A 19,541-nucleotide genomic window follows, 5' to 3' on the forward strand; every position below is an offset into this window, starting at 1 on the left:
GGTCAGATCAAGCTGCGAACTAGTTTGCGTCCTGCTTCTTCAGACGCGACACGTTGCGCTGACGAGCGGATGCGGCGAGCTCCACCTTGCGGATACGAACGACGGCGGGGGTGACCTCGACGCACTCGTCTTCGCGGGCGAATTCCAGGCACTGCTCGAGGGTGAGCTGCTTGGACGGCGTCATCGACTCGAAGGTGTCTGACGTGGACTGACGCATGTTGGTCAGTTTCTTTTCCTTGGTGATGTTGACGTCCATGTCGTCGCCGCGCGAGTTCTCGCCGATGACCATGCCCTCGTAGACCTCTTCGGTCGGGTTGACGAAGAACTGCATGCGCTCCTGCAGGGCGATGATGGCGAACGGCGTCACAACACCGGCACGGTCGGCGACGATCGAGCCGTTGGTGCGGGTGTTGATGGTGCCGGCCCAGGCCTCGTAGCCGTGGAAGATCGCGTTGGCGATACCGGTACCGCGGGTGTCCGTCAGGAACTCGGTGCGGAAACCGATCAGGCCGCGCGACGGAACGATGAATTCCATGCGGACCCAGCCGGTGCCGTGGTTCGCCATGTTCTCCATGCGACCCTTACGGGCGGCGAGGAGCTGGGTGATCGCACCGAGGTACTCTTCGGGCGAGTCGATGGTGAGGTGCTCGTACGGCTCGTGGATCTTGCCGTCGACGCGCTTGACGACCACCTGCGGCTTGCCGACGGTGAGCTCGAAGCCTTCACGACGCATCTGCTCGACCAGGATGGCGAGAGCGAGCTCGCCACGGCCCTGGACTTCCCAGGCGTCCGGACGGCCGATGTCGAGAACTCGGAGCGAGACGTTACCGACGAGCTCCTTGTCGAGACGGTCCTTGACCATGCGGGCGGTGAGCTTGTGGCCCTTGACCTTGCCGATGAGCGGCGAGGTGTTGGTGCCGATGGTCATCGAGATGGCGGGGTCGTCGACCGTGATGGTCGGCAGCGGGCGCACGTCATCGGGGTCGGCGAGGGTCTCACCGATGGTGATGTCGGGGAAACCGGCGACGGCGACGATGTCACCGGGGCCGGCGCTCTCGGCCGGGTACCGGTCAAGTGCCTTGGTGATCATGAGCTCGGTCACGCGCACGTTGGAAACGGTGCCGTCGTGCTTGACCCAGGCCACGGTCTGGCCCTTCTTGATGGTGCCCTGGAAAACGCGCAGCAGCGCGAGGCGGCCGAGGAACGGCGAGGAGTCGAGGTTGGTGACCCAGGCCTGCAGCGGGTGCTCGTCGTCGTAGACGGGAGCGGGGATGTGCTGGAGGATCGCTTCGAAGAGCGGCTCGAGGTCGTCGTTGTCGGGCAGTGAGCCGTTCTCCGGCTTGGTGAGGCTGGCGGCGCCGGCACGGCCGGACGCGTAGACGACGGGAACGTTGAGGACCAGGTCGAGGTCCAGGTCGGGCACGTCGTCGGCCATGTCGGAAGCGAGGCCGAGGAGCAGGTCCTGGCTCTCTTCGACGACCTCATCGATACGGGCGTCGGGACGGTCGGTCTTGTTGACCAGGAGGATCACGGGCAGGTGCGCCTCAAGTGCCTTCCGGAGCACGAAGCGGGTCTGCGGCAGCGGGCCCTCGGAAGCGTCGACGAGGAGCACAACACCGTCGACCATGGACAGGCCGCGCTCGACCTCGCCACCGAAGTCGGCGTGGCCGGGGGTGTCGATGACGTTGATGGTGATGGGGCCGTCAGTGGCGTGGATGCCCTTGTACGAGATCGCCGTGTTCTTGGCGAGGATGGTGATGCCCTTTTCGCGCTCGAGTTCGTTGGAGTCCATCGCACGCTCTTCGGTGTGCGAGTGCTCGGCGAACGAGTTCGTCTGCTGCAGCATCGCGTCGACCAGCGTCGTCTTGCCGTGGTCAACGTGGGCAACGATTGCAACATTCCGGAGGTTATTGCGGGTAGCAATCGCCATAAAAATAGATCCTTACGAAGAATGGATGCCGCGTAAAATCACGTGCGGCGCAGAGTGGATGAGTGGGATCTCTATGGACCCAAGGGTCTATCGTACCGTATTCGGCCCGCCTCGCGTCGGGCGAGTATCGATCGCTCCTATATACAGTGCGTTCCCGGCACCTGAACAGCCGGCAAACGCTCCCCACCCCCAGATGACGACTGCCCCCCGGCGCAGGCCGGGGGGCAGTCATTTCACACGCGGACCCTAGCGGCCGAACTGGAAGTTACCGCCGGGAATGGCGGCCAGCAGCTCCTGCGTGTATGCCTGCTGTGGGTTGTCGAACACGTCGTCAGTCGACGCGGCCTCCACGATCCGGCCCTTCTGCATCACGCACACGTTGTCGGCGACGAGGCGCACCACGGCGAGGTCGTGGGTGATGAACAGGTAGGTCAGGCCCAACTCGGTCTGCAGCTCGGTGAGCAGGTTCAGCACCTGCCCCTGCACGAGAACGTCGAGTGCCGACACGGCCTCGTCGAGCACGAGCACGTCGGGCTTGAGCGCGAGCGCTCGCGCAATGGCGATGCGCTGGCGCTGACCGCCGGAGAGTTCACTCGGGTACCGGAATCGCGACGACCACGGCAGCGAGACCTGGTCGAGGAGTTCCTTGACCCGCTCCTGTCGTTCTTTCGCAGTTCCGACGCCGTGCGCTAGCAGCGGCTCCGCGATGGTGTTGCCCACGCTGTACTGCGGGTCGAGGGACCCGTACGGGTCCTGGAAGACCGGCTGCACGCGGCGGCGGAACTTGAGCAGTTCCTTGCCCTTGAGCCCGGCGACGTCCTGACCGTCGAACTCGATCGAGCCGCTGGTGATGCTCTCCAGCTGCAGCACGAGCTTGGCGACTGTGGACTTGCCCGAGCCGGACTCGCCGACGAGGGCCGTGGTGGTGCCCTTCTGAATGCCGAAGGTGACGCCGTCGACGGCCTTGAGCTCCTCGCTGCGCAGACCCTTCTTGCGGATCCGGTACACCTTGGAGATGTTGTCGATCGAGATCAGGTCCTTCACGGGAGCGAGGCTCTCGCGCTCGGCAGCCCTGGCGACCAGGGTGTCGTCCAGGGAACCGCCGCCGTAGATCCCGGAGTCGCCGACGGACGCGTGCTTGGCCGACTGGATACGCCGGGAGGCCAGGCTCGGTGCCGCAGACACGAGCCGCTGCGTGTACGGGTGCTGCGGGTTCGCCAGGATCTCCTGCGAGGGACCGGACTCGACGATCTTTCCCTTGTACATCACCACGAGCTGTTCGGCGCGCTCCGCGGCCAGGCCCAGGTCGTGCGTGATGAACAACACGCTGGTGCCGTAGTCGCGGGTCAGGGTTCCCAGGTGGTCCAGGATCTGACGCTGCACGGTGACGTCGAGCGCCGAGGTGGGCTCGTCGGCGATGAGCAGCTTCGGCCGGGCGGACAGGCCGATGCCGATCAGCACGCGCTGGCGCATGCCGCCGGAGAACTGGTGCGGGTACTGCTTGAGTCGGTCCGCAGCGTCGCTGAGTCCGGCTTCCTGCAGCACCTGGATGGTGCGGGCGCGCGCTTCCTTGCCTTGAGCGAGTCCGTTGGCCTTGATGGCCTCCTCAACCTGGAAACCGATGTTCCACACCGGGTTGAGGTTGGACATCGGGTCCTGGGGTACGTAACCGATCAGGTTTCCGCGCACCGCCTGGATGTCTTTGGGGCTGAGCTTGGTGAGGTCACGGCCCTCGAAGAGCACCTGGCCGCCGGTGATCTTGCCCGCGCCGGGGAGCAGGTCGATGATCGCCTGCGCCGTGGTGGTCTTGCCGGAGCCCGACTCCCCGACGATGGCCAGCGTCTGGCCGGAGTACAGGGTGATGTCCACGCCGCGCACGGCAGGAACGAGGCCGCGCTGGGTCTGGAAACCGACCTCGAGGTTGCGAATCTGCAGCAGGGGCTGCTCGTCGCTCTCGACGCCCCCTGGGTTGGTGTCTGTCAGTGTCTGGCTCATCGAAGCGCCCTCGCCTTCGGGTCAAGCGCGTCGCGCAGAATGTCGCCGAGCATCAGGAACGCGAGCACCGTGATGGACAGGGCGGCCGCGGGGTACAGGAGCACCTGCGGGTTGGTGACAAGGGATGTCTGGGCCTGGCTGATGTCATTACCCCAAGACATCACGCTGGTCGGCAGGCCGATGCCCAGGAACGACAGGGTCGATTCGGCGACGATGAACGTGCCGAGTGACACCGTGGCGATCACGATGACCGGGGCGATCGAGTTGGGGATCACGTGGCGCAGCAGAATCCGGAACTTCGACACACCGAGAGCTGTCGAGGCCATCACGTAGTCGGAGTTCGTGGCCGACAGCACCGCACCGCGCATGATGCGGGCGATCTGGGGCCAGGCGAAGATCGACAGCACGAAGGCCACCGAGGTGGGCGTCGCGGCCGGAAGCACCGACATCAGCACGATGGCGCCGAGGATGGTGGGGATGGCGAAGAAGATGTCGCCGACGCGGGAGACGATTGCGTCGAGCCAGCCGCCGTAGTATCCCGCGAGGGAGCCGAGGATGACTCCCATGAGGGTGACGAGTCCGGTGGCCAGGAGGCCGACGGTGACCGAGGCCCGGGTGCCGAAGATGGTGCGCGCGTACACGTCGCAGCCCTGCCGGGTGAACCCGAACGGGTGACCGGCTTCTGGACCGCCGTTGCTGTTCGCCAGCTGGCAGTCGAGGTTCGGCGACACCGAGGTGAACAGTCCTGGGAACAGTGCGACAAGGGCGATGATCAGGATCAGCACTGAGGAGATCCAGAACATCGGCCGGCGGCGCATCGAGTCCCAGGCATCCGCCCAGGTGCTGCGAGCCTTCTGCGACTCGTCGAGACGGTCAATCGGGGCTACCGGGGTGTCTTCCAGCTCCGCGACGAAGTGGGCCTGGCCACTCTTATTTGGCATAACGAATCCTTGGGTCCAGAGCTGCGTACAGCAGGTCGACGAGCAGGTTGGCGAGAACGAAGATGACCACCATGACGGCGATGAATGACACCACTGTGGTGCTCTCGCCGAGGACGATCGCCTTGTACACGGTGCCACCGACGCCGTTGATGTTGAAGATTCCCTCGGTGATGATCGCACCGACCATAAGCGAACCGAGGTCGACACCCAGGAACGTCACGACGGGAACGAGGGAGTTGCGCAGCACGTGCACCGTGACCACGCGGCGCCTGGAGAGGCCCTTCGCGGTGGCGGTGCGAACGAAGTCGGCGTTGAGGTTGTCGGCGACGCTGGCGCGGGTGAGGCGCACGATATAGGCGAAGGACACACTGGCCAGAACCAGGGCGGGGAGGATGAGTTCGCCCCACGGAGCCTCACTGCTCACTGTGGTTCTGAACCAACCTAATTGCACGCCGAAAATGAGCCTGAACAGGAAGCCGAGTACGAAGGTCGGCACGCTGATCAGGAGCAGGCTCACCACGAGGGCGCTGGCGTCGAACCACTTGCCCTTGCGCAGGCCCGCGACGAGTCCGACGAGGATGCCGGCGAAGGCTTCGAAGACGAGGGCCAACATGGCCAGGCGGAAGGTGATCGGGAACGCCCCGGCCATCACGTCGCTGACCGGTCGTCCGGAGTAGGTGGTGCCCAGGTCGCCCTGGAAGAAGTTGCCGATGTAGATCAGGTACTGCTGCAGCAGCGGCTTGTCCAGGTTGTACTGGGCTCGGATCTGTTCGATCACGCCGGGTGCCGGCGGACGGTCGCCGTACAGCGCCGCGATCGGGTCGCCTGGTAGGGAGAAGACCATGAAATAGATCAAGAATGTCGCCCCGAAGAAGACGGGGATCATTTGGAGGACGCGCCTGCCTGTGTACCACAGCATCAGGTGAGCTCCGAGAATCTTTTATGCATGAGGATCGCAATCACTGAATGAGTCTAGTCAGTGCAATGTCCGGGGCTTGACGCCCCGGACATTGCACTGCGGGTGGAACTAGGAATTAACCCTTGGTGATCTGGTAGTAAAGCGGGACGGAATCCCAGCCGAACACCACGTCGCTGACGGTGTCAGCCCAAACGCCGTTGACGTTGGAGTACCACAGCGGGATGGACGGCAGGTCCTTCAGCAGAACCTCCTGTGCAGCCTGGTACTTGGCGGTTGCGTCCTCGACGGTTTCAGCCGCGGCGCCTTCCTTGAGGAGGGAGTCGAACTCTTCGCTCGAGTAGTCCTCGTAGTTCGAGCCGGCACCGGTCTGGTACAGGGGAGCGAGGAAGTTGTACATCGACGGGTAGTCGCCCTGCCAGCCGGCGCGGGTTCCACCGGTCAGTGCGTCGTTCGAGCGGTCTTCGAGTGCTGCGGCGAAGGTCGGGTACGGCTTGCCGGTCGCGGAGATGCCCAGCGTGTTGACGACGCTGTTGATCACGGCGTCGACCCAGGCCTGGTGGCCACCGTCGGAGTTGTAGGCGATGTCGAACGTGGAGTCGCCGTACGGTGCGATGGCGTCAGCCTTGGCCCACAGCTTGACGGCCTCTTCCGGGTTGTATTCGAGAACTTCGGCGCCTTCGAGCTGGTCGGAGTAGCCGTCGATGACGGGAGAGGTGAAGTCGGTTGCCGGGGTACGGGTGCCCTGGAAGATGACGTCGGTGATTTCCTCGCGGTTGATCGACATCGAGATCGCTGCACGACGCAGCTTGCCCTCTTCGCCGCTCCAGTGCTCGAGGTAGTACGGCATGTTGAAGCCCTGGAAGATGGCTGCAGCCTGGTTCACCGAACGCTCGCCGAATTCGGCCTCGTAGGTTTCGAACGCGGAGTCCGGAACAGCGTCCAGCACGTCGAGGTTGCCGCCCTGTACGTCCGCGTACGCGGCGTCCTGGGTGGAGTAGAACTTGATCTCGAGTCCACCGTTGACGGGCTTGCGCACGCCTTCGTAACCGGGGTTGGTCACGAGGCTGATCTTCTCCTCGTGAACCCAGGCACCCTCGCCATCGAGCATGTACGGGCCGTTGCCGATCGGGTTTTCACCGAAGGCGGCCATGTCGTCGTACGCGGCGGACGGCAGCGGCATGAAGGCCGTGTAGCCGAGGCGCAGCGGCCAGTCGGCCTCGGGCGAAGCGAGCTCAACCGTGAAGGTCGTGTCGTCGACGACCTTCAGGCCGGTCAGTTCGGAGTCAACCTCGTAGTCGAAGCCCACGATGTCGTCGAAGAAGTAGGAGGCGCTCTGGGCGTTGCTGAAGAGCGCGCCGTAGTTCCAGGCATCCACGAAGGACGAAGCCGTGACGGGTTCGTCGTTGGTGAAGGTCCAGCCCTCTTCCAGCGTGACGGTCCAGTTGGTAGCGTCGTCAGACTCGATCGACTTGGCGACCTCGTTCTCGATCTCGCCGTCAGCGTTGTACGAGACCAGGCCCGCGAAGATCGACGTGGCGATCTTGCCGCCGCCGGTCTCGGTGGTGTTGGTCGGGATCAACGGGTTCTGCGGCTCGCTGCCATTGGTGCTGACAACTGCGGACGCGTCGCCGGCCGAAGTGGCCTCTTCGTCGTTGGATGTCGCGCAACCCGAAAGCGCCAGAGCGCTCACCGAAATGAGCGCGAGGGCGCTGAGGCCCATGCGGGATCTCTTCAAAATTCCTCCTGTGCAAAGGTGAAGGCGCCGCCGTGGCCGAAGCCCATAGCAGCGCGCTAGTTATCAAAACCCTAGGTACGTCAGGCGCCGGGAGCAAAACCTGACGGTAAACGTTACACAGCAGTAATGAAAGACGCACGATTCTTGCGCTTCACGCCGATTTCGCGGTTTTTTCTGCGAATCCTGCGAGGATCTCTCACGAAGCTTGGGACCAAGGTCCCTCCGACGCATGCAAGCGTTTTCAAATCCCACCGCGTAAGGATCAATTGGCCCGAAAACACGCGCGCGAGCACCAAGGGCGCAAAATAGAGGAATGCCGACCACCCCGCCCGAACAGCCCGCCACGCTCATCTTCGACGGCGACTGTGGGTTCTGCACCACCGCGGTGCTGTGGCTCCAGCGTACGCTGCCCCGGGTGCCGGCCACCGCGCCGTTCCAGTGGACCGACCTCGCTGCCTTCGGTCTCACCGAGCAGCAGGCCAGGAGCCGAGTGTGGTTCGTCGCGGGGGGCCGGCACCACGGCGGCGCTGCCGCGGTGGCAGCGTTGTTGCGTGGCCAGCCGGTTGCCGCGCTGCGGGTGCTCGGTTGGCTCGCCACGGTGCCGCCGTGGTCGTGGGCGGCCGCGGCCGGTTACAGCCTCGTGGCCCGCTACCGCTATCGGTTGCCGGGAGGCACCCCGGCGTGCCGGATGCCGAACGCGACATGAGCGACTACTCCTCCGACCCGGCCGATCCCCCGGTCCCCTCCGCGCAAACCCGCTCCCCCTCGGCGGCCGCCGATACTCCGGCGTTATCGAGGGTGCGGCTGAAATGGGAGATCGCGATCGTGCTCGGGCTCTCGCTCGGTGCCTCTGCCGTGTACTCGATAGTGTCGATCATTTCCCGACTCACGGCCGAGGTCGCGCTCAGCGATCAGTCGGCGACCATCAACGGGTCGCAGTCGACGCGCGAGTGGCTGGACTTCACCTACCAATTCCTCGGCATCGTCTTCACGTTGTTCCCGGTGGCCCTGGTGCTCTACCTGCTCTGGCGGCCCGGGCAGAGTGGGTTCCGTCGGCTCGGGGTGGATCTCACCGAGCCGCGCCGGGATCTGCTCCGCGGCGGCGGCCTTCTGCTGCTGATCGGCATCCCGGGACTCGGGCTCTACCTGGCCGGCCGCGCGCTGGGCTTCACGGTGGCCGTGGTGCCCTCACCGCTGGACACTTTCTGGTGGACGATCCCGATCCTGATCTTCTCGGCGATACGGAGCGCACTGAGCGAGGAGCTCATTGTGGTGGGCTACCTGTTCACCCGGCTGCGCGAGCTGGGTTGGAGTGCCTGGACCATCATCATCTCGGCAGCTCTGCTGCGCGGCAGCTACCACCTCTATCAGGGCATCGGGCCGTTCGTTGGCAATGCCCTGATGGGAGTGGTATTCGGTTGGTGTTACCTGCGCTGGGGCCGGGTGATGCCCCTGGTGATCGCGCACTGGGTGCTCGACATCGTCTCCTTCGTCGGCTACCCGCTCGCCCTGCTCTGGTGGCCTGCGCTCCTCGCCCCCACAACGTAAGCCGCTCCGCGTGAGGCCGGGGTTACTCGAACGCCTCGGGCGGCGGGCAGGCGCAGACCAGGTTGCGGTCGCCGTAGGCGTTGTCGATGCGACGCACCGGCGCCCAGTACTTGTTGCGGATCAGGGTGCGCACCGGGTAGACCGCGGTTTCGCGGTCGTACGGATGCGTCCACTCCCCTTCGATCACCGACTGGGCGGTGTGCGGGGCGTTCCGCAGCGGGTTGTCGTCGGCCGGCCAGGTGCCGGCGGCGACGGCATCCGCCTCGGCCTTGATGCCGATCATGGCCTCGATGAACCTGTCGATCTCGCCGAGGTCCTCACTCTCGGTGGGCTCCACCATCAGCGTGCCCGCGACCGGGAAGCTCATCGTGGGCGCGTGGAAACCGTAGTCGACGAGGCGCTTGGCCACGTCGTCGACAGTGGCCCCGGTGGCCGCGGTGAGCGGGCGGAGGTCCAGGATGCACTCGTGCGCGACCAAACCGTTGTCCCCGGCGTAGAGCACCGGGTAGTGGCCGCTGAGCTGCTTGGCCACGTAATTCGCGGCGAGCACCGCGGCACCGGTGGCCTGCTTGAGCCCGTCGGCGCCCATCATCCGCACGTAGGCCCACGAGATGGGCAGGATGCTCGGGCTGCCGTAGGGCGCGGCCGAGACGGGTCCGCCACCGTGGACGACGGTTTCGGTACCGGTGCGGCCGAGCAGGTAGTGCTCGTCGTCCTGCGCGAGCGGGTGCCCGGGCAGGAACGGGGCCAGGTGCGCCTTGGCCGCGACAGGTCCGACGCCGGGTCCTCCCCCGCCGTGCGGGATACAGAAGGTCTTGTGCAGGTTCAGGTGCGACACATCGCCGCCGAAGTCGCCGAAGCGAGCGAAGCCGAGCAGCGCGTTGAGGTTGGCGCCGTCCACGTAGACCTGGCCGCCGGCGGCGTGCACGGCGGCGCAGATCGTGCCGACCTCGTGCTCGTACACGCCGTGAGTGGAGGGGTAGGTGATCATCAGCGCGGCGAGGGTCTCGGCGTGCAGGGCGATCTTGGCATTCAGGTCGTCGAGGTCCACGTTGCCGAGCTCGTCGCAAGCCACGACGACGACGCGCATGCCGGCGAGGACCGCGGAGGCGGCGTTGGTGCCGTGGGCACTGGACGGGATCAAGCAGACCGTGCGGTCCACCTCGCCGTTGGCGAGGTGAAAACCGCGGATGGCGAGGAGACCTGCGAGTTCGCCCTGGCTGCCGGCGTTCGGCTGCAGCGACACGGTGTCGTAGCCGGTGACGTCGGTGAGCCAGGTTTCGAGCTGGCGGATGAGTTCGAGGTAGCCCTCCACATCGGCGCGCGGCGCGAACGGGTGCAGTCCGCCGAACTCGGGCCAGGTGACGGCCTCCATCTCGGTGGCGGCGTTGAGCTTCATAGTGCAGGAGCCCAGCGGGATCATGCCGCGGTCCAGTGCGTAGTCGTAGTCGGCGAGGCGCTTGAGGTAACGCATCATGCTCGTCTCCGAGCGGTGCGTGTTGAACACGGCGTGGGTGAGGTACTCGCTGGTGCGGGCCAGGTCGCCAGGAAGGCCGTCCTGGATCGCAGTCAGGTCGACGTGGCCGAAGGCGTCGCGGCCGCCGAAGAAGCCCACGACGGCGGCCAGGTCGGCCGCGGTGGTGGTCTCGTCGACCGAGATGCCGATGGTGGTGGCGTCGACCTGGTGCAGGTTGTAGCCGGCAGCAGCGGCCTGCGCGACGATGTCGGCGGCGCCGGTCGGGACCGAGACCCGCACGGTGTCGAAGAAACTGCTGTTGATCGGGTCCACGTCGATCGCCCGCAGCGCCGCGACCAGAGCGCCGGCGCGTTCGTGCACCTCGGTGGCGATCGCTTTGAGGCCCTGGGGCCCGTGGTAGACCGCGTACATGCCCGCCATGACGGCCAGCAGCACCTGAGCGGTGCAGATGTTGGAGGTGGCCTTGTCACGGCGGATGTGCTGCTCGCGCACCTGCAGCGACAGCCTGTAAGCGGGGTGGCCGGCGGCGTCGACGCTCACGCCCACGAGGCGACCGGGCATCTGGCGCTCCAGGCCCTTGCGCACGGCGAGGTAGCCGGCGTGCGGTCCGCCGAAGCCCATCGGCACGCCGAAGCGCTGGCTGGTGCCCACGGCCACGTCGGCGCCGAGTTCGCCGGGTGAAACGATCAGAGCGAGCGCGAGCAGATCGGCGGCGACAATGGCGAGGGCCTTGTTCTCGTGGGCGAGTGCGATCACGCCGGCGGGGTTCCAGACGCGGCCGGAGGCTCCCGGGTACTGCACGAAGATGCCGAAGTAGTCGCCGAGGTCCTCCGCGGTGGTGTTCTCGTCCAGGGGCAGCACGGTCAGTTCGATGCCGAGCGCGTGCGCGCGGTTGCCGAGCAGCGCGTGGGTCTGGGGCAGCGCATCCGCGTCGACGATGAACCGGTTCGACGGCGACTTGGAGGCGCGGCGGGCCAGCAGCATGCCCTCGACCACGGCGGTGGATTCGTCGAGCATCGACCCGTTGGCGGTGGCCATGCCGGTGAGATCGGCGACCATGGTCTGGAAGTTGATGATGGCCTCTAGGCGGCCCTGGCTGATTTCCGGCTGGTACGGCGTGTACGCGGTGTACCAGCTCGGGTTCTCCAGTACGTTGCGCTTGATCACGGCGGGCGTGATCGTGTCGTAATAGCCAAGCCCGATCATCGAGCGCTTCACGGTGTTCTTGTCGGCCAGGCCGCGCAGCTCCTGGATGGCCTCTCGCTCGGTCGCAGCCGGCGGCAGGGTGCTGTCGCCGCGGGTGCGGAACTGCTCGACCTGGATGGAGGCCGGAACGGCCGCGTTGACGAGCGACTCGACGCTGTCGTGGCCGAGGACGGACAGCATGCGGGACTGCGCGTTGGCATCCGTGCCGATGTGACGCTGGGTGAAGGGCTGCGACATGTGGGGATGGCTCTTTCCGGGGTCTGGTTCGGTGGTGCTTATTCGCCGGTGATGGCGGTGTATTCGGCGTAGCTGAGCAGCGCCGGGAGGGTCTCGAAGGTGATCTTGATGAGCCAGCCCTCGCCGAGCGGGTCGCTGTTGACGAGTTCGGGGCTGTCGACGACGGCGTCGTTGATCTCGGCGACGGTGCCGTCGATGGGGGCGAAGAGTTCACCCACCGACTTGGTCGACTCGATCTCGCCGACGACGGTCCCCGCGGCGAGGGCGCTGCCCACCTCGGGGAGTTCCACGAAGACCACGTCACCGAGCTTGTCGGCGGCGTAGGCGGTGATGCCGACGGTGGCGGTGTCGCCGTCGACGAGCACCCACTCGTGCTCGGCGGTGTACTGCAGTTCGGTCTTGTCTGCCATGGGGTTCCTCTCAAGGGGATGATCACGGGTTTGATCAGTACGGGGTTGATCAGTGCGGGGCGATGCGCGCTGTGGCGACATCGGGTGAGCGGATGCCCGAAGCCGGGCCATCCGCGGAGAGTGCGCTACTTGCGGCGCTTGTAGAACGGCAGCGCGATGACCGTGGCCGGCGCGCGGGTGCCACGCACGTCGATGAACACCTCGGTGTCGAGTCGGGCCAGCGCCGGCGGCAGGTAGGCCATGGCGATCGGGTAGCCGAGCGTGGGCGACAGCGCGCCACTCGTGATGACACCCTCCGCTTCGGTGGCGTCGGTGCTGCGGAAGATCCGGTACCCGGCGCGGCCGGCACGCTTGCCGGCCGAGACCAGGCCGACGAGTACGGGCGCATCGCCGGACGGACCCTCTTCGCTGGCGGTGCGACCCACGAAGTCGGTCGGCTTGGCGAGGTTGACGACCCGGCCCAGGCCCGCCTGTGCGGGGTACGTCGAGGTGGTCAGCTCGTGGCCGTAGAGCGGCATGCCGGCTTCGAGGCGCAGGGTGTCGCGGCTGGCGAGCCCGGCCGGAACCAGGTCGTGCGGCACGCCGGCGACGACGATGGCGTCCCAGAGGGCGAGGGCGGCGACGCCCGGCAGGTAGATCTCGAAGCCGTCCTCGCCGGTGTAGCCGGTGCGGGCGATGAGCACCGGCGTGCCCGCGAACGTGGCCGTGAGGGCGCGGTAGTAGCGGAGGCCCGTGAGGTCGCCGTCGATGGTGAGCCCGGCGGTGGACTGCACGATGGCGAGGGCGTTGGGGCCCTGCACGGCGATGAGGGCGGTGTCGTCGCTCTCATCCGTGACGGCGACGTCAAAACGCGCGGCACGCGCGGTGAGGGCGTCCAAGGCCTGGTCGTGGTTGCCGGCGTTGGCGACCACGAGAAAGTCGGTCTCGCCGGTGCGGTAGACGACGAGGTCGTCGATGATACCGCCGCGTGAGTTGAGGAGCAGGCTGTATTTGGCCTGCATAAGGTCGATGACCGAGAGCTGACCGGCCAGGGCGTGGTCGAGGAACTCGCCGGCCTGCGGGCCGCTGACCCGGATCTCGGCCATGTGCGACAGGTCGAAGAGTCCGGCGGTCTTGCGTACTGCGTGGTGCTCGGCGAGGTCGCTGGAGTAGCGCACGGGCATCTGCCAGCCGGCGAAGTCGGTGAAACTGGCGCCGGCGGCGACGTGGGCGGCGTGCAGCGGCGAGAAGCGTTCGGTCGCGGCGGCGGCGTTCGAGGAGGAGGTGGGGTCAGGGCTGGCCGAGGTCATGAGTTCTCCGGTTCGTCGCCGGGCAGATGCCGGACGAGTTGCTCCGGGGCTCGTTCGAACCCCGTTGGGAACTCCCCCTCTGTCGTCTGGCCTGAGAGCTTCACCGGCGCGTGCGCCGGCTTTCACCGTGGGCGGGACTTGGCAGTTCTGACCGGATCCCGCTGACGCGAAACCCGGACGCGCTGTGCTCGTCCGCTTTTCAGAGTGGCCCGTTCGATGCGGTACGAGTACCTGAGAGATTGTCGGGGAGGATTGCTCCTTCGGTGTTCGCTCGTCTCTACGACGTCGAACTCTCCCGCATCGACCGTGTGGCCCGATTTTCAGTTGATTGTCCTGCGAATGAAGTCTATCCGACCAGCGCGCCCGGGTGCGTGGCGCAGTGGGTGCAGTGTCGGTGGTAGGTGAGACGATCTCAGTATGAGTATCGCTGACGAGGTACTACCGCCAGCTCCGGACGATGACGACTACTCTCCGGAGCCCACCCTGGTCGACCGTGTCCAGACCGATCTGGTCCGGCACACCGAACGGATCGCGGCCGATGACCGCCTCATCGCCCGGGCCCAGGCCCGCCGGATCGAGCACCTACTGGACCTGCAGGACTGGAGCGAACAACCCCAGGTCGCCTCCCGGTTGCACGGCAACCCGGCGAACATCCGCCTCGCCGACGACAACGCGGCCAGCATGACCGAGGACCAGGCCGGTGCCGCCGCGTACAACCGGTGGGACGACCGGGAGGTCGCCCGTCGCACGATCGTGAGTGAGACGGCGTGTCTGACCCGGGTGGCCGAGCGCACCATCGACCGGCAACTGGACGAGGCGCGGTTCCTCAGCTCGTACGCAGCGGCCACGTTCGCGGCGTTCTCCAGAGGCGAGATCAGCTACCGGCACGCCACGACCCTGCTCGGGCAGCTACTCACTCTGCCCGATGGGGGCCAGGCGGCGTTTGAAGAGAAGGTGCTGCCCGACGCGAAACGCCTGCCGGTGGGCCGGTTCCGTGACAAGGCCCGCCGGCTGCGGGAGAGACTGCACCCGGAATCGATCGTGACCCGGCACCGGAACGCGCTGGCCGACCGGCGTTCGTACTGGGAGGCCGCCCCGGATGGAATGGCCTGGTTGCACTGGTACGGCACCGCCCACGACACCAAGGCCGCCTACGACCGGATCAACGGCATGGCCGTCAAGCTGAGGAAGGCCGGCGACCCAACTCCGGCCGACCAGGCGGAAGGCACCGACGGCGCCGGCACCGCATTCGCGCTCCGCCCATATGCCACGGAGGATATCCCGACCCGCACCCTCGACCAACTCCGCGCCGACATCACCGCCGCCCTACTGCTGGACGGAATCACGCCCGACGGGATGGGCGCCGGCATCCGCGGCACCGTCATGGTCACCGTGCCCGTGCTCACCCTGCTGAGCTTGGACGAGGAACCCGCCACCCTCGAAGGGTACGGGCCCATCTCCCCGGAGGTCGCGCGGGAGATCGCCGGGCACGCACCGAGCTTCACCCGGCTGCTGACCCACCCGGAAACCGGGGTGGTGCTCTCGCTGGGCAAAACCCAGCACAAGAACACCAAGGCCATGAAGAAATACCTGCGGGTGCGCGATGAAACCTGCCGGTTCCCGGGCTGTTCCCGACCCGCGGTGACCAGCGACGTCGACCACACCGACCCCTGGGCCGGCGGCGGCAACACCGACAGTGACAACCTCGCCCACCTCTGCGAACCCCACCACCGACTCAAACACCTCTCCCAGTGGCGGGTCACGCAGGAACCCGGCGGGATCCTGCACTGGACCTCCCCCGGGAAACGCAGCTACCGCACCGACCCCGCCAACCCGATCGGCCCACCCCGGCCACGACCACCGGTCGCCGGGCCGAAAACCCGGAAGCGACCCGCCGACGAGACCTACCTGATGCCCCGGCAGCGGCCGACCCGGCACCCGACACCGCCGGTACCGGAGAACCCACCGTTCTAGAAGCCGGAGGAGCAGCCAACGAGGCTAGAGGAGCAGCTTGAAACCCACGTGGGAGGAGGCGAAGCCGAGGCGCTCGTAGAAGCGGTGAGCGTCGAGACGGGAGGCGTCGGAGGTGAGCTGTACCAGCCGACAACCGCGTCCGCGCCCGTACTCAACCGCCCAGGTCAGCATCTCGCTGCCGAGGCCGTTGCCGCGAAGAGCGGCGCTCACGCGCACCGCCTCGATCTGCAACCGGGTAGCGCCGGACCGGGCGAGCCCGGGCAGCACCGTGAGCTGTTGAGTGGCCACCACCTTCCCGGCGGGATCGTCGACGACAACGAGCAGTTGGTCTGCCGCTTCGTCGATCGCGGTGAAGGCAGCCAGGTAGGGTGCCAGATCCCGCGCCGCGGTGGATTCCTCATCGGATCGCAGCTGGTCGTCGGCGAGCAGGCCGATGATCGCGGGCACGTCCTCAGCGAGCGCTTGTCGCAGGGTGAATGGTCCGCCGGGTAGGTCGAAAACAGCCTCAGTCATCCATCCAGCATGCCAGCGCACGTTTGTCAGCGCGGACCCGAAATGCCGCACGCCCGGACCGCCGCCGCCCACGACAGGTGGGCGGTGGCGATCCGGGCGTGTGTGCCGATGCCTCGGCCGGTTAGTAGCTGTTCGAGAAGACCGGAGCGCCGTCGACCATCTTCACGGTCCCATTGACCGAGAAATTCATGGTTGCCGTTTCCGGCGACGCCTGGCCCCGATAGTCAGTGTTCGTGTAGGTCACGGTCGCCGAGCCGCGATCTTCCGTGGCGAGGTACCACTCGTTCTTGTACGAGTTGCCCAACGACGTCACGGCCGGCTCATCGATGGTCCAGACGACATCGGTGATGGTGCCGTAATCGAACACGTAAATCGGGCAGTCGTCGGCATTCAGCACCTTCTGCGCCGCGCAGCCGGCGAGATATTCCGCCACCTGCTCATCAATGGACGAGGTGAACTTCGCCGTCGGTTCGAGCTTCAACTGCGCACTACCTGATGAAACAACCATTCCGACCTGGACCGTCTGCGGTTCGGCTGCAAGCCACTCGGCGTCCCCTGCACTGCCGATGACATAATCTCCGGCGAAGGCGAGAACCTCCAGATAACCGGACTCCTGGACTTCACTGGTCAGCTGAACGACGGTGCCGTTGACATCGACCGATTCGATACCCGGCGCGACGGAGACCGACACCGTCGGCAGCCAGACCGGGTCCAGGGTCCAATTATCGAAGAACAGGGCCGTCTTCCCGGACTTCGTCAACGTGTAGCTCGCATCCTCCTTGACCCCGTCCAGATCGATGTCGGCAGTCACCGTGGCGGTGTCGCCTGCGGTGCTGACATCGGTGATCGTGAATCCGGTGATCCGGCCCTCGGTCGCCTTCAGCACCTTGTCGGTGAGCAGCACCCCCTGCTCCCCGGAGCCGTCGACATCACCGATCGCCACGGCAGCCGATGCGTCACCGGCCACGAGCGCGTCCAGGTAGCTTTCCACCTGGTTCTGCGGGCTGTAGACCATCTGATTGACGATAGAAACGGCGATGGATGCGCCGAGCACGACGACGACACCGGCCCCGACGGCGGCGAGCGCAATCCGCACCCGACGCTTCTTCTCCGGGGTCATCGGCACGGTCGCGGTAACACCATCATGCTGGGGCAGGACCACGGCGGGCTCTCCAGAGCCGACGGGCTCTCCGGTTGCGCCGGGGGCGGCGCTGGCGACGGGAACCTTGGTCGGCTCCGGCAGCACATACGTACCGGGCACCGCGAACGGCACGCCGACCAGTCCGGTGATCTTGGCCGACCGGGTGAGGACGGCGGCGGGGAGGAGCTGCACCAGGGTCGGGGCCGCGAAGACCGCGACGACCTCGACGAGGGCGCCCAGCGCGGCGAAGACGATGAATGTCCACGCGGCCAGTCCGACGACGCCGGAGGCAGCGGCAGCCCCTTCGATCAGGGAACCGGCACCCGCGAGAAGACCGTCGAGGCTCTCGCCTGCGCCGGCCGTGTCGACGCTCGTCCAGCCGCCGATGCCACCCACAATCGAGATGACGATGCCCGCGACAGCGAACGACACCACCGTGGTCACCCACGACATGGCCGCAGACAACCTCAGCTGCCCACGACGAAGACGCAACACGGTACCCGTGACCAGGATGAGCAGTAGGTTGACCACCAGGATCAGCACAGTGGCCCAGCCGGGCAGCTCAGCGGGCATCCAGAAGCTGTTCGACGAACCGGTCAGCCCACCCAGGGCGGCCAGAGAACCACCGAACGTGAGCGGTGCGAGGTTCACGAAGCCGAGGCCGTCGACGACAGCGGTCGGAAGCCAGAAGAACGCGGTCAGGAGAGCGTTGACGCCGCCGTTGATCACGGACCAGACCAGCAGTCCCACGGTGACCAGAACGGCGAGCACACCGAGGTGCAGCCCGACGACCGGCAGCGTCGACCGCACGGATGCGAACACGGTGGTGGCGGCCGGTGCCACGACGGCAGGCGTGATGCCGGCGGCTGCGCGGGCCACCCGGGCCCGGGCGACATAGGACGCGAGGGTGCCCAGAACGAGAGCGCCCAGGAAGGCCGTGAATGACGCCGACGTTGCGGTCCCGGTGGCGGTCGTGAATCCCAAGTAGTTTTCGGAACCGTCACCGAGCACATAGGTGAGCGGTGTGACGGCCGCGACGATGACGACAAGAATCGCCAGCACCACACCGCTGAGCGCCGACAGCAACCAGCGGATGCCGCGCGTCCGGCTCGGCGCGATCCGTTCGTCCCTGCGGGCCACGAATGCGGTGGCGATGATCAGGAAGGTGGTGACCAGCAGCGGAAGCCAGAGCACGGAGACGGCGGCCGAGATCCCCATCACCGTGGCGCCGATGGTGAGCGTGCCGGCAACGGCCAGGCCAACGATCTGAGCGGGCGCCTGGAAGGCCAGTCCCCAATCGAGGGATGCGTCCGCGGCGGCGACGAACACCAGCAGGGTGAACACCAGCGCCACCAGCCAGGTGGCGGCGTAGACGACTACCGGGGCGATCGCGGCGGCGATGAACCGTTCGGCCGGGATGCCCCGCACCATCGAGGCGACGCGGGTGCCGACGGTCGGTCCGGTCGGCGCCGGTATGGTCGGCAGCGTGGCACCCGGAGTACCGTACGGAGCCGCGACCCGCTCAGTCGGCGCGGGCGGCGCAGCGGCCGGACCTGCTACCGGATCTGCTGCCGGTTCTGCTGCAGCGGCCGGCTCAGTTGCCACCGCGCTTTGGTCTGTATTGTCTGTGCCCGTTCCGGAATCGTCTCCGGAATCGGGATTCCCACCCAATTGTGAATTATTCATGCTTCCCCCAGTTATCGTTTCGAAGCGTATCGCAAACAAACAGCTGGCCAGCGGCCAAGTCCGTTCCCCGTGTAACGATCGGAACACCACTCGGCACCGGCACAATGGACCAATGCACATCACGGACGTCACCCCCGCCGATCTCGAGGCCGTGACCACCCTCTGGGAGGAAGCCGGCCTCACCCGCCCGTGGAATCCGCCCGCCACCGACCTCCATCGCGCGCTGGCCGGATCGACATCGACTGTGCTCGGTGCCTTTCGCGACGGCAGACTGGTCGGCACCGTGATGGTCGGCCACGATGGCCACCGCGGCTGGGTCTACTACCTGGCCGTCGCCGTGCCCGAGCGCGGCATGGGCCTCGGTCGCCGGCTGATGCAGGCCGCCGAAGCCTGGCTGGTGGAACGCGGCGCCGTCAAGCTGCAGCTCATGGTGCGAGAGAGCAACACCGCCGTCACCGGTTTCTACGACCGGCTCGGCTATGCGGATGCCCACGTGCGCGTTGTCGCGAAACGGCTCGACTGATCTCACTCCCCGGCAGC

14 protein-coding genes and 2 riboswitches are annotated in these 19,541 nt (G+C 66.6%); of the genes, 4 read left to right on the forward strand and 10 right to left on the reverse strand.

From position 1 onward, the window contains the following. Nucleotides 1-19: 19 nt before the first annotated feature. The 5 genes from typA to E3T22_RS04090 all read right to left on the reverse strand — a co-directional run bounded on the left by typA (nucleotide 20) and on the right by E3T22_RS04090 (nucleotide 7,520). Nucleotides 20-1,930, reverse strand: a complete 1,911-nt coding sequence (typA, locus tag E3T22_RS04070; RefSeq protein WP_088455616.1) for a translational GTPase TypA — start codon at nucleotides 1,928-1,930, stop codon at nucleotides 20-22. A 246-nt stretch (nucleotides 1,931-2,176) separates the two neighbouring features. After that, nucleotides 2,177-3,925, reverse strand: coding sequence for an ABC transporter ATP-binding protein (locus E3T22_RS04075; protein ID WP_088455615.1), 1,749 nt, complete (start codon nucleotides 3,923-3,925; stop codon nucleotides 2,177-2,179). Next, nucleotides 3,922-4,866 carry an ABC transporter permease gene (locus tag E3T22_RS04080; RefSeq protein WP_088455614.1) on the reverse strand — a complete coding sequence of 315 codons (945 nt, stop codon included), beginning with the start codon at nucleotides 4,864-4,866 and terminating at the stop codon, nucleotides 3,922-3,924. Before E3T22_RS04080 ends, E3T22_RS04075 begins: the two co-directional genes overlap by 4 nt. Beyond that, a complete protein-coding gene (locus tag E3T22_RS04085; protein ID WP_088455613.1) occupies nucleotides 4,856-5,785 on the reverse strand; it encodes an ABC transporter permease in 930 nt (309 codons plus the stop codon). Before E3T22_RS04085 ends, E3T22_RS04080 begins: the two co-directional genes overlap by 11 nt. A 115-nt stretch (nucleotides 5,786-5,900) precedes the next feature. After that, complete coding sequence (locus E3T22_RS04090; RefSeq protein WP_088455612.1) at nucleotides 5,901-7,520, reverse strand: ABC transporter substrate-binding protein; 1,620 nt, start codon at nucleotides 7,518-7,520, stop codon at nucleotides 5,901-5,903. A gap of 313 nt (nucleotides 7,521-7,833) precedes the next feature. On the opposite strand from E3T22_RS04090, the gene E3T22_RS04095 reads away from it, so the two are divergent. Together E3T22_RS04095 and E3T22_RS04100 are read left to right on the forward strand one after the other, a co-directional pair. After that, nucleotides 7,834-8,226 (forward strand): thiol-disulfide oxidoreductase DCC family protein, encoded by a 393-nt coding sequence (locus E3T22_RS04095; RefSeq protein ID WP_134480722.1) that lies wholly within the window; start codon nucleotides 7,834-7,836, stop codon nucleotides 8,224-8,226. Continuing rightward, nucleotides 8,202-9,068 (forward strand): CPBP family intramembrane glutamic endopeptidase, encoded by an 867-nt coding sequence (locus E3T22_RS04100; protein WP_241983590.1) that lies wholly within the window; start codon nucleotides 8,202-8,204, stop codon nucleotides 9,066-9,068. The genes E3T22_RS04095 and E3T22_RS04100 overlap by 25 nt, the downstream gene beginning before the upstream one ends. A 22-nt stretch (nucleotides 9,069-9,090) precedes the next feature. On the opposite strand, the gene gcvP is transcribed toward E3T22_RS04100, so the two are convergent. The 3 genes from gcvP to gcvT all read right to left on the reverse strand — a co-directional run bounded on the left by gcvP (nucleotide 9,091) and on the right by gcvT (nucleotide 13,687). Then, a complete protein-coding gene (gene gcvP / locus E3T22_RS04105) occupies nucleotides 9,091-11,988 on the reverse strand; it encodes an aminomethyl-transferring glycine dehydrogenase (RefSeq protein WP_134480723.1) in 2,898 nt (965 codons plus the stop codon). A gap of 38 nt (nucleotides 11,989-12,026) precedes the next feature. Continuing rightward, nucleotides 12,027-12,398, reverse strand: coding sequence for a glycine cleavage system protein GcvH (gene gcvH, locus E3T22_RS04110; protein WP_088455608.1), 372 nt, complete (start codon nucleotides 12,396-12,398; stop codon nucleotides 12,027-12,029). Between the two features lie 125 nt (nucleotides 12,399-12,523). After that, nucleotides 12,524-13,687, reverse strand: a complete 1,164-nt coding sequence (gcvT, locus tag E3T22_RS04115) for a glycine cleavage system aminomethyltransferase GcvT (protein ID WP_134480724.1) — start codon at nucleotides 13,685-13,687, stop codon at nucleotides 12,524-12,526. A gap of 72 nt (nucleotides 13,688-13,759) precedes the next feature. Further along, nucleotides 13,760-13,895: riboswitch (glycine riboswitch) on the reverse strand. Between the two features lies 1 nt (nucleotide 13,896). Then, nucleotides 13,897-13,995: riboswitch (glycine riboswitch) on the reverse strand. Between the two features lie 109 nt (nucleotides 13,996-14,104). Between gcvT and E3T22_RS04120 the strand changes: the two genes are divergently transcribed. After that, nucleotides 14,105-15,661, forward strand: a complete 1,557-nt coding sequence (locus E3T22_RS04120; protein WP_134480725.1) for an HNH endonuclease signature motif containing protein — start codon at nucleotides 14,105-14,107, stop codon at nucleotides 15,659-15,661. Nucleotides 15,662-15,685: 24 nt separating this feature from the next. Here the strand turns inward: E3T22_RS04120 and E3T22_RS04125 are convergent, their stop codons facing one another. Continuing rightward, nucleotides 15,686-16,174, reverse strand: a complete 489-nt coding sequence (locus E3T22_RS04125) for a GNAT family N-acetyltransferase (protein ID WP_134480726.1) — start codon at nucleotides 16,172-16,174, stop codon at nucleotides 15,686-15,688. A 121-nt stretch (nucleotides 16,175-16,295) separates the two neighbouring features. Continuing rightward, the gene (locus E3T22_RS04130) at nucleotides 16,296-18,920 is read right to left on the reverse strand and encodes a hypothetical protein (RefSeq protein WP_134480727.1); all 2,625 of its coding nucleotides are present in this window, start codon (nucleotides 18,918-18,920) and stop codon (nucleotides 16,296-16,298) included. Between the two features lie 193 nt (nucleotides 18,921-19,113). Here E3T22_RS04130 and E3T22_RS04135 point away from each other — a divergent pair, with 193 nt between their 5' ends. Continuing rightward, nucleotides 19,114-19,524, forward strand: coding sequence for a GNAT family acetyltransferase (locus E3T22_RS04135; protein WP_088455603.1), 411 nt, complete (start codon nucleotides 19,114-19,116; stop codon nucleotides 19,522-19,524). Nucleotides 19,525-19,541: the final 17 nt, after the last annotated feature.

This window comes from Cryobacterium sp. TMB3-10, from assembly GCF_004402305.1.
GTDB classification, from domain to species: Bacteria; Actinomycetota; Actinomycetes; order Actinomycetales; family Microbacteriaceae; genus Cryobacterium; species Cryobacterium zongtaii.

What these genes read in the sequence shown, in the direction of transcription:
- E3T22_RS04135 (WP_088455603.1), top strand. Translation starts at nt 19,114, where the DNA reads ATGCACATCACGGACGTCACCCCCGCCGATCTCGAGGCCGTGACCACC.
- E3T22_RS04125 (WP_134480726.1), bottom strand. Translation starts at nt 16,174, where the DNA reads ATGACTGAGGCTGTTTTCGACCTACCCGGCGGACCATTCACCCTGCGA.
- E3T22_RS04075 (WP_088455615.1), bottom strand. Translation starts at nt 3,925, where the DNA reads ATGAGCCAGACACTGACAGACACCAACCCAGGGGGCGTCGAGAGCGAC.
- typA (WP_088455616.1), bottom strand. Translation starts at nt 1,930, where the DNA reads ATGGCGATTGCTACCCGCAATAACCTCCGGAATGTTGCAATCGTTGCC.
- E3T22_RS04085 (WP_088455613.1), bottom strand. Translation starts at nt 5,785, where the DNA reads ATGCTGTGGTACACAGGCAGGCGCGTCCTCCAAATGATCCCCGTCTTC.
- E3T22_RS04120 (WP_134480725.1), top strand. Translation starts at nt 14,105, where the DNA reads ATGAGTATCGCTGACGAGGTACTACCGCCAGCTCCGGACGATGACGAC.
- gcvT (WP_134480724.1), bottom strand. Translation starts at nt 13,687, where the DNA reads ATGACCTCGGCCAGCCCTGACCCCACCTCCTCCTCGAACGCCGCCGCC.
- gcvP (WP_134480723.1), bottom strand. Translation starts at nt 11,988, where the DNA reads ATGTCGCAGCCCTTCACCCAGCGTCACATCGGCACGGATGCCAACGCG.
- E3T22_RS04095 (WP_134480722.1), top strand. Translation starts at nt 7,834, where the DNA reads ATGCCGACCACCCCGCCCGAACAGCCCGCCACGCTCATCTTCGACGGC.
- E3T22_RS04080 (WP_088455614.1), bottom strand. Translation starts at nt 4,866, where the DNA reads ATGCCAAATAAGAGTGGCCAGGCCCACTTCGTCGCGGAGCTGGAAGAC.
- gcvH (WP_088455608.1), bottom strand. Translation starts at nt 12,398, where the DNA reads ATGGCAGACAAGACCGAACTGCAGTACACCGCCGAGCACGAGTGGGTG.